Consider the following 9,235-nt stretch of genomic DNA (forward strand, 5'->3'; position numbering starts at 1 on the left):
AAATTAGGGGGATACAATATGCGCGTTGACGGCAGGCTGAATACTGAATTAAGGACGATACAGATCCAAAAAGATTATTTGAAGCATCCTGAAGGTTCGGTATTAATTACCGTCGGTGACACAAAGGTCATCTGTACCGCAAGCGTTGATGAGCGGGTTCCGCCGTTCATGCGCGGTAAAAAGAAAGGCTGGATTAATGCGGAGTATTCGATGCTTCCGCGAGCAACTAATCAACGGACAATCAGGGAATCGGCAAAAGGGAAAATAACAGGGCGCACGATGGAAATTCAGAGGCTAATTKGACGGTCACTGCGGGCAGTGGTCGATTTAGAGGCGCTTGGTGAGAAAACGATCTGGATTGATTGCGATGTTATTCAGGCAGATGGCGGCACTCGGACAGCTTCAATTACGGGCGCATTCGTCGCGTTGGCTCTTGCTTTAAATAGGCTGGATGAAGAGGGGAAACTGGCGGTATTTCCGTTGGAAAATTATCTAGCAGCAACAAGTGTCGGGATTATTGAAGAAGCAGGAGTTGTGTTAGACTTAAATTATCAGGAAGATTCAGCAGCCCTTGTGGATATGAATATCATCATGACAGGCAGTGGTGAATTTGTCGAATTGCAGGGCACAGGGGAAGAGGCAACTTTTACATATAACGAGTTACAGCAATTACTTTCAATAGCTCAAGAAGGACTTCAAACCTTATTCGAGGTGCAAAAAGAAGCACTTGGAGTTATTGCCGATAAAATACAAAAGGGTGAGACAAAGTATGAAGACAGTAATTATTGCAACAAAAAATAAAGGAAAAGCCAAGGAATTCGAAAGTCTATTCTCAGCAAAAGGATATGAAGTCAAAACACTTCTTGACGTACCGGACGCCCCGGATGTGGAGGAAACAGGAACGACTTTTGAAGAAAATGCAATTCTTAAAGCAGAAGCCATTGCCCATCAACTAGGTCACTTCGTGATAGCTGATGACTCCGGTTTGATTGTCGATGCATTAGATGGGCGTCCTGGTGTATACTCTGCGCGCTATGCTGGCGAGTCAAAGAGTGATGAAGCGAACACGAAAAAAGTTCTGCAGGAACTAGAGGGTGTACCAGAAGCGGAAAGAACAGCAAGGTTTTATTGCGCCTTAGCGTTAGCGTCACCAAATCAGGAAACAATCACCGTTTCTGGGACGATGGAAGGCTTGATTACCGAACAACCTTCAGGAACGAATGGATTTGGATATGACCCAGTCTTTTTTGTTAAAGAGCAGGGGAAAACAAATGCTGAATTGACAAAAGAGGAAAAAAACCAAATCAGCCACCGTGCTCATGCATTGAAGGCTTTGGATGAAAAACTGGGTCAATTTCTAAAAAGGGAAGAAGGAATGTGACGATGAAAGTGCTAATAATGAGTGACAGTCATGGCTTAACTCATGAAATCAGCATGATAACCGACCGTCACAAAGAAGAAGTTGCTACTATGATTCATTGCGGTGATTCAGAGCTAGAAAGCAAAGACCCTCTCATGAAGGGCTTTTTAGCAGTACGGGGGAACTGTGATTATGATGCTACCTATCCAGATGACGCTGTTGAAGACATTGGAGGCAAGCGCTTTTTCTTAACCCACGGACATCTGTATAACATTAAGATGACTTTAATGAATTTGTCTTATAAAAGTGAAGAAATCGGTGCCGATATTATTTGCTTCGGTCACTCCCACGCCGCTGGTTCCGAGTTGATTGAAAGCAAGCTCTTCATCAATCCAGGTAGCATACGCCAGCCACGCGGACGAAAAGAGAAAACATATGCCATTTTGGATATAGGAAGCGACCAACTTGAAATCATCTATTATGATCTTGAAGGAAAAATCGTTGAGGAGCTAAGTAGGGCTTATCGGATCGACTAACCTAATGTATAATGATCAGGAAGCGTTTTTCCACGCTTCCTGGCTTATAAAAAAGAAAAAAACTTTTTTATGAAAAATCGTTGACTTTCTTTTGATATCCTACTATAATAAGAAGTGTCCTAAGGGAACAGTTAAGGTAATACATACATAAGTTTTACCGCAACTTATATCATAAATGTCTCAGTAGCTCAGCTGGATAGAGCAACGCCCTTCTAAGGCGTCGGTCGGGAGTTCGAATCTCTCCTGGGACACTAACAAAGTGGCTTTAAAGCCCGATACGAAAACCTTCTATATCGTTTAGTGAAACGGTCAGTATAACGGTCATGTAAGAAATTACACCGTATATCGACTTACATTACTAACGATATAGGAGGTTTTTTCGTATGACCAAAAGAAAAGGATTATTAGATGTTGAAGTAGACGTAAGAGGATTATTAGAGGAAATACCTGTTTCTAGTTCTATCGCTTCTAAACCAAGGGCGTTCCAATATATTTTTTTCATATATTAGCACAAAAAAAGGTGTAAATGATCGAAACTGTTACTTTGTTTTTGGGAATGAGATTTGGTTCTATGAATAGACATAAATAAGTTGTTTTTTTTATTAAAGGGATTAATAGCCCCATAAACGCCCATTTATGGGGCTGGTTTTTTTAAGTAACGTGTAGTATAGATGAAGATATTTTCTTTATTTTTGTTCCGCACTCGGGCCATATTCTAGAATGAGGAAGGAAATTAAAAGGTGCTTCTTGAATTGTAAGTTAAGCCAGAAAAAGGCAGGATTATTAAGAAAGATAACATATTTTTAATTATTAAATCGTAATGGGTGGAGGGATTTCAATGGATTTGTATTACGAAGTTAATGGAAATGGTCATCCTGTGGTTCTCCTCACTGGTGGTGCTGATGTACGGAACTGGACATTTGTCGCATCTCTTTTAGCGAAAGACTACAAGGTCGTTGCTTTTGACGGACGTGGGACCGGGAAATCACCGTCCCCTTTAGAAGATGTCAACCAGGTTGAAGATTTGCTGTCTCTGCTTGATCATCTAGAAATCAATCAGGCGACACTCATCGGTCATTCAATGGGTGGCCAAATTGCCACTGAATTCGCTCTGAATTATCCTGAAAGGGTTTCAAAACTTGTTTTGCTTGCGCCTGGATTATCTGGGTTTAGCTATTCAAAGGAATTTGAAGAGAGAATGAAGACGATTCATGGAGCTGCCCCCGATATCGATAAGATGATTGAGCTTTTGCTCAGTGATCCATCGTATCGTGTTGTAACAATGAGTCCTCACCGGGATTTGATGGTTCAGATGCTCCGGCACCATATGAACCGAATGTTTGAATGGCCGGCTGTTAAGTTGATTTGGCCGCAACCATCGGCCATCGAAAGATTAGGAGAATTGACGGCCAAAACATTATTGATAATCGGTAAGGAGGATTCACCCGATAACCTTCGTGTTGCCAATTACTTTCGAAAGCACTCAGACGCTCGAATCATAGAAATTCCAGGTGCTGACCATATGGTCAATTTCACCCATCCCGAGAAGCTGTATCGTCAAATTACTGGCTTTATGAAGGAATGACCGGAAATTCATTCGTCAGTTTTGTAACTTATCTAACTAAAATAAACAGGATGACATTGCTTTGTCTAGCTGCCTTTTAAAACATGGGTAGGTCATCATGAATTAATAAGTTATATATGATAAAAGAAGAGAACGCTTATAACAAAGTGTTCTCCTTTTGTTGATTATTATGATCACTTCGAATTGTTCGATAGAGTGTATTCTGCATTTTTTTACTGCAAGCTTCATTCAAATACCATGATGAATTTTGAATGAATGTGGGGGTATTCTATAACTCTTCAAAATTTATTATTACTAGTATTGCAATGAGTGTTATACTAGGTTATAATAAAAATCACGATTACGGACTAAGTTCGAAAAGTGACCGTTATTCTGAACTGAAGAAAAAAAATACCGAAATGTCTCAGTAGCTCAGCTGGATAGAGCAACGCCCTTCTAAGGCGTCGGTCGGGAGTTCGAATCTCTCCTGGGACACTAACAAAAACAGCCAAAACCTTTTTAAGGTTTTGGCTGTTTTTCTTTTATCGGGATAAAGTTAAAATGATTGATTAGGGGGATTCCTTATTTTCGGTATTAATATTATTATTATTATTATGTATGTTCATAGTCCGTTACATTGTCGTAGTTTTTTTTCGTTTTAGGGCAAGTGAGCAAGGGTTAATATCTTACCTTGGGAAAAATCAGAGGGAGAATAATTAGGTTTCTAATTACAAGAATGAATGTTTATTGATTTGTGATTCTAGGACTATTCATGTTCGTATTCCTTCAAGGAAGTTTTTTATTTCTATTTATCGCAGGTAGATTATCTTTTATGTCGAATTTGTAATAAATAAGGAGTTGTTTAGATGAATAAAGATAGATTATTTAAGTTCATTCAAACTTCCAYTCGGGGGAATTTCTTTTCAGTAGAGATAGCCGAAGATGGAACTAAGGTAGTCCAATTAGCAAAGGAATTAGAAGAGGAGGGAAGAATTAAGTTAAGAGCGTGTACGAAAAAAGAACAAGGTGTTTATCTGGAAGGAATACTTAAGTTTGTGCCTAACTAATACTTATTCTTCTTTATCGAATCAAAGGATTTATACTAAATTCAACCAATTTCATATTATTATTTGAAAAAAAGCATCCAACTAGTTGGATGCTTTTTGACTTGGTGCATCAATTCCTTTTTAATGTTTAAGGGTAATAATTTATTAATAATTTCGCAATTTTTAATAATTACCGTCTTTCGTCGCAACTCCATTCGTAAAGTCAACATTCAACGTATATTCGTCGACAAGGGATGATTCTTTTGTAAGAAAATCCCCTGTTGGTAGCCTCCTCATATCAAAGAACGTCCAATACACTCCGTAAATAATCAGACATCAGTAATAAACTCCCATAAACCCATCTTCTCAAAAAAATCTTAAAAGCTCTCTCTTTACCCAAAACTATATGTTCCCAAAGTCTAACCCCTTTTGTGAAAATGCAACGAAACTAATGTGGAAAATGAATAAATACGATATAAAAATGTCTAATTCACATAAAATGTTGACATAATATAAACAAATTAATATTATGTTTATTATATTGTAAACTTTATAAGGGAGTGTTTGTTTTATGCAGGATGCAGAAATGTTTTGGAGTGCATCGCATGATGAGCTAAAACAGGGGTATATCGAAGAAGAGAATCAGTTTATTTGTTTGCTGTGCGGAAATACAGTTCAAAAAGGGATAGTGTATCCAATAGATGGGACTCTTTATGAAGCAGAAAGGTATATGCGTATTCATATCGAAAATGCACACCAATCGGTGTTCGAATACTTGATTGATCTCGATAAGAAACTAACAGGTCTCACAGATCATCAGAATCGCCTTCTTCGTCTTTTTTATCAAGGGAAAAACGATACTGAGGTGCAAGAGGAAATGGGAATTGGAAGTTCTTCTACTATTCGGAACCATCGCTTTGTATTAAAAGAGAAAGAGCGTCAAGCTAAGTTATTTTTGGCCATGATGGAACTTTTAAAAGATAAAGATAAACATGCGCCTGCATTTGTTCCTCTTCATCAAAAAGCAAGGATGGTGGATGATCGTTATAATGTTACGCAGGATGAAAAAGAGGTCATATTGAAAAAATTCTTACCAGAAGGTAGTCAGGCTGCTTTGAGTACTTTTCCACCAAAGGAAAAACAAAGGTTTATTGTTCTTCAAGAAATTTCGAAACGTTTTAAAAATGAGCAGAAATATAGTGAAAAAGAAATCAATCAAATATTGGAAGCGGCCTATCATGACTATGTTCTTTTGAGAAGGTATTTAATAGAATATGGATTCTTGGATAGAAAACCTGATGGAAGCCAATATTGGCTGAAGAAATGACGAATGGAGGCAATGAAGATGGATCGAAAAAAAGAATTGAAGCAATTATATAAGGAAACAAAAGTTGAAGCGGGAGTTTACCAAATAAAAAACACGATAAATAATAAAGTATTTATAGGAAGCACTAGGAATCTAAAGACATTAAAGGGTAAACAATTTGAATTGGAAATGGGAACAAATACTAATAAAATGCTGCAAGATGAGTGGAATCAATATGGGAAAGATGTCTTTTCTTTTGAGGTGCTAGAGGTTCTAAAACCGAAAGAAACAGGATATTTTGATGCCAAACGCGAATTGAAAAAACTTGAGGAAGCATGGTTGGAAAAAATACAGCCATATGAAGAAAGAGGATACAATAGGGTAAAATCCAGCTGAAGTGTATCTGGATTTACAGAGATAGGAGATAAACAATCTTCGATTATTAACCGAATTCCCGGCATTCCATCATAGGATGCACATCGTCTCCTTTTTGTAATAAAAATTGGGTAAATAAGGTATTATTGATGTGGAGAATAATATATTTAAGTGTTTACGATAAGGGGGCGAGGGAATGGGAAATGAAGATAAATATTTAAGAGCGAAAAAGAGGGTGGAGAACCTTAAGGCATTCTACATTCATCTAACGGTGTATTTCTTGGTTAATGCTATGCTTTTTGTTATGAACCTAATAACGGATACTAGTTATTGGTGGTTCCTCTATCCACTTGGAGGATGGGGAATTGGAGTTCTGGTACACGGTATAACAACTTTTGCAGATGGTAACTTCGGATCGGAATGGGAAGAAAGAAAGATAAAGGAATTCATGGAAAAGGATAAAAAGGATGTCTGACAAAATATGAATACGTTCAATTTAAGTAACCAGATATGGTTCCTTCAGTTATTAAAACAAAAAAGACTGTAGGCAAAAGTGTTTATTTCTAATTGTTAAAACAAAGTTGATTGGAACGGGAGGTGCGAGACTCCTGCGGGAAAAGCGTGTCCAAGGGAGACACCACAGGCGCAAAGGCGCCGAGGAGGCTCCCTGACCGCCCGCGGAAAGCGAGTGCCTGGAGTGGAAATCAACGTTCGAATTTTTACAAMCCCTCAAAAARACTGTAGACWAACTCGATTTTCATCGAGTTTGTMTACAGTCTGAAACCACGAAGATTCTTCGTGGTTTTCTTTACCTCTTATTTTTTATGACGCTTTGCATAGCCACATCGTTTACATAGTTCTTCGACTGCACATCTTCTCGAAAAACCATCAAACATATTTTTAGCCCGTTCACCATTTATAATTTCTTCAAGAGATGATTCAAATATATTCCCCAGTGGAATTTTCCCTTCACTATCCAAACAGCAAGGAACAACTGTACCGTCCACTAAGATACCTAACTGGTCTCTTAGAGCATAACAGAAAATATTCTCATCGATAATGTCGCGGTCCAATTCTGGCCATTCAAATTTTTCAGCCATATTTATATAAACACGGTCCTTCAGTTTAATATTATTCTTATCCTGAAGAGCTTCACTTAATCGAATATCCAACGAAAGCTTCTCCTCCAACATACTGAGAATATCATCGTTTAGACCATTACTCGCCTTAAGCTCATCCGTATCCATATTCCATAATCGAATTGCGCAGATCATTTCACTTGTTTCGTTTGCCTCATTAATAAAGTCGGCAATATTACTCACATATGAGTCTAGACTATTACTCGTATCATTCGCTTCAAAGCTATGAAGTGAAATATTCACCTGACGAAGTGCTTTTTTGGAAAGCAGCTTTTCTTTTAMCTTTTGAATCAAAGTACCATTCGTTGTTATATTCACTTTCAGATCATGTTCGGCACTAATATCCAAGAACGTTCCTAAATCTTTATTTAAAAATGGTTCACCCATCAGGTGAAAATAAATATGATCGGTGTGTGGTTTGATTTTCTCAATAACATGAGTAAAACCATCCGGATCCATAAACTTCAATGTCCTCTGCAAGCTAGAACTAGGACAAAAATTACATTTCAAGTTACATATATTCGTAATTTCTACATAAACTTTCTTAAACTTTCTCATTATAAAATACCCCTAAAGTCATGCTATATTGTCAATCTGATTCTAACTATACGTGTTAGCGGCTCATAAATGCAATGAAAAGTTAATTGTAGCGGTACAAAGGGTGAAATTAAAATCACAATTATGTAAACTTATTATATATTTGATTTCATTTACCAATTACCCTTTCATTCAAGGTTCCAAAAATCCCCTGATTGAGTCAATCATGGCTTAATTTCCTCATTTCACTTCCTCATCACCTATAGATCTTTTGTATTTTTTATAAATCAACAGATAGATCTGATTTTAGTTTCAGGCCATGATTCCACTAAGGTCATATTCCAGAGCCTTATGCTCTGCACTTTTATCCCTAGTCTTCTATCTTTTTCCTAATGTGGGAAGGCGGAAAAGTTCGTGATTAATTGTTCATCGTTAATAGAAAAAACATCCTCAAAAACCGAAGATGTTAAATAATACTAAAATATATTGGAGTAAATTTACTTTTCCTTCTGTTCTGTGACCTTTAAACTAAGTAATTTTTCATTGGTAAGATCATGTTGGACTGCCACAGTGACTTTGAATTTATTGCCTTTCTCCACGACTAAGAAACTAAAATCGTCTTCCACCTGATTTTTCCCTATTGTTTTTCTTCCCTTATATTCATAATCAGTAATCTCAACTTCAGGGTAATCGGCCTGTACGACGGCGATTGCAATCTTTCCGTATTTTTCGTAATCTGGTTTTTGGGCATGTGTTGATATGGAACCAAATTGTAAAATTACAAGAAGTCCTAAAATCATCATGATGACTTTTTTCAAAACCATTTCCTCCTCATACATCCTGTTAGTTTTATTATGCTAAATTGTTCATTTGTTATGCAGCTTGTTCGCTTCTTTTACAAGCATAATCCCAACTAACCGGTTCCGTTTCCATTCCTCAGGAAATACAGAAAATGGGGGATTGGTTTCATCCACCAAATAACTAAGTTCAATTGTCATTCCCGGGCGCTTGAACTCGGTTATGAACCAATCCGTAAATCCGCTGCCTACCGCCTCCTTTTCCGGAAAGGTCAGTTCATAACCTGTTAATTCTGCTGTTTTTTTCGCAATGCCATAATCCCTCGCCATATTCTCTCTCTTATTTTGATAATGCCAGAAAATTTCTCGGCCGGATGTATGATAGGACACCGCAATTGTGGGATCAACTTTCTTCGTAAAATCCGCAAGCGCTTTTACCTCTGTAGCTTCTAGTGGTTGTTCCCCTTTATAAAATTGATAAGTAGGTTTTTTTGCATCACTCATTACTTCTTCCCACCCAATCGGATATTGCCTGTTTAAATCAATCCCTTTTGCGTTGGCCTTCCACCGCGACC

13 protein-coding genes and 2 tRNA genes are annotated in these 9,235 nt (G+C 37.6%); 11 read left to right on the plus strand and 4 right to left on the minus strand.

Going from position 1 to position 9,235, the window contains the following annotated elements; all coding sequences use genetic code 11:
* Positions 1-18: 18 nt before the first annotated feature.
* The 8 genes from rph (at position 19) to AC1DUW_RS15300 (ending at position 4,527) form a co-directional block, all read left to right on the plus strand.
* Positions 19-801, plus strand: coding sequence for a ribonuclease PH (rph, locus tag AC1DUW_RS15265; protein WP_477642888.1), 783 nt, complete (start codon positions 19-21; stop codon positions 799-801).
* The gene (locus AC1DUW_RS15270; protein ID WP_053347203.1) at positions 770-1,381 is read left to right on the plus strand and encodes an XTP/dITP diphosphatase; all 612 of its coding nucleotides are present in this window, start codon (positions 770-772) and stop codon (positions 1,379-1,381) included. The genes rph and AC1DUW_RS15270 overlap by 32 nt, the downstream gene beginning before the upstream one ends.
* A gap of 2 nt (positions 1,382-1,383) precedes the next feature.
* On the plus strand, positions 1,384-1,896 hold the full coding sequence (locus AC1DUW_RS15275; protein ID WP_053347202.1) for a metallophosphoesterase family protein: 513 nt from the start codon (positions 1,384-1,386) through the stop codon (positions 1,894-1,896).
* Positions 1,897-2,073: 177 nt separating this feature from the next.
* Positions 2,074-2,147: transfer RNA gene (locus AC1DUW_RS15280), tRNA-Arg, on the plus strand.
* Between the two features lie 132 nt (positions 2,148-2,279).
* Entirely contained in the window at positions 2,280-2,405 is a 126-nt protein-coding gene (locus AC1DUW_RS15285; protein WP_255264011.1) for a hypothetical protein, read from the plus strand.
* Between the two features lie 329 nt (positions 2,406-2,734).
* Positions 2,735-3,481, plus strand: a complete 747-nt coding sequence (locus AC1DUW_RS15290; RefSeq protein WP_053347201.1) for an alpha/beta fold hydrolase — start codon at positions 2,735-2,737, stop codon at positions 3,479-3,481.
* Positions 3,482-3,881: 400 nt separating this feature from the next.
* Positions 3,882-3,955, plus strand: a tRNA-Arg gene (locus tag AC1DUW_RS15295).
* 371 nt (positions 3,956-4,326) lie between these two features.
* Positions 4,327-4,527, plus strand: coding sequence for a hypothetical protein (locus AC1DUW_RS15300; protein ID WP_477642884.1), 201 nt, complete (start codon positions 4,327-4,329; stop codon positions 4,525-4,527).
* 162 nt (positions 4,528-4,689) lie between these two features.
* Here the strand turns inward: AC1DUW_RS15300 and AC1DUW_RS15305 are convergent, their stop codons facing one another.
* A complete protein-coding gene (locus AC1DUW_RS15305) occupies positions 4,690-4,839 on the minus strand; it encodes a DUF5412 family protein (RefSeq protein ID WP_477642889.1) in 150 nt (49 codons plus the stop codon).
* 238 nt (positions 4,840-5,077) lie between these two features.
* On the opposite strand from AC1DUW_RS15305, the gene AC1DUW_RS15310 reads away from it, so the two are divergent.
* The 3 genes from AC1DUW_RS15310 to AC1DUW_RS15320 all read left to right on the plus strand — a co-directional run bounded on the left by AC1DUW_RS15310 (position 5,078) and on the right by AC1DUW_RS15320 (position 6,662).
* The gene (locus AC1DUW_RS15310; RefSeq protein ID WP_477642885.1) at positions 5,078-5,833 is read left to right on the plus strand and encodes a DUF2087 domain-containing protein; all 756 of its coding nucleotides are present in this window, start codon (positions 5,078-5,080) and stop codon (positions 5,831-5,833) included.
* Between the two features lie 18 nt (positions 5,834-5,851).
* Positions 5,852-6,208: a GIY-YIG nuclease family protein gene (locus AC1DUW_RS15315; protein WP_252433976.1), complete on the plus strand. Its 357-nt coding sequence runs from the start codon at positions 5,852-5,854 to the stop codon at positions 6,206-6,208.
* A 175-nt stretch (positions 6,209-6,383) separates the two neighbouring features.
* Positions 6,384-6,662: a 2TM domain-containing protein gene (locus tag AC1DUW_RS15320; RefSeq protein ID WP_053347197.1), complete on the plus strand. Its 279-nt coding sequence runs from the start codon at positions 6,384-6,386 to the stop codon at positions 6,660-6,662.
* Between the two features lie 340 nt (positions 6,663-7,002).
* Here AC1DUW_RS15320 and AC1DUW_RS15325 read toward each other — a convergent pair whose 3' ends face one another.
* From AC1DUW_RS15325 to AC1DUW_RS15335, 3 genes are all read right to left on the minus strand, one after another.
* Positions 7,003-7,884, minus strand: coding sequence for a radical SAM/SPASM domain-containing protein (locus AC1DUW_RS15325; protein ID WP_477642886.1), 882 nt, complete (start codon positions 7,882-7,884; stop codon positions 7,003-7,005).
* Between the two features lie 476 nt (positions 7,885-8,360).
* A complete protein-coding gene (locus tag AC1DUW_RS15330) occupies positions 8,361-8,681 on the minus strand; it encodes a DUF3889 domain-containing protein (RefSeq protein WP_053344728.1) in 321 nt (106 codons plus the stop codon).
* Positions 8,682-8,729: 48 nt separating this feature from the next.
* On the minus strand, positions 8,730-9,235 hold a 506-nt coding region (locus AC1DUW_RS15335; RefSeq protein WP_477642887.1), incomplete at its 5' end, for a M14 family zinc carboxypeptidase.

Source organism: Peribacillus sp. P4_C12 (assembly GCF_056402095.1).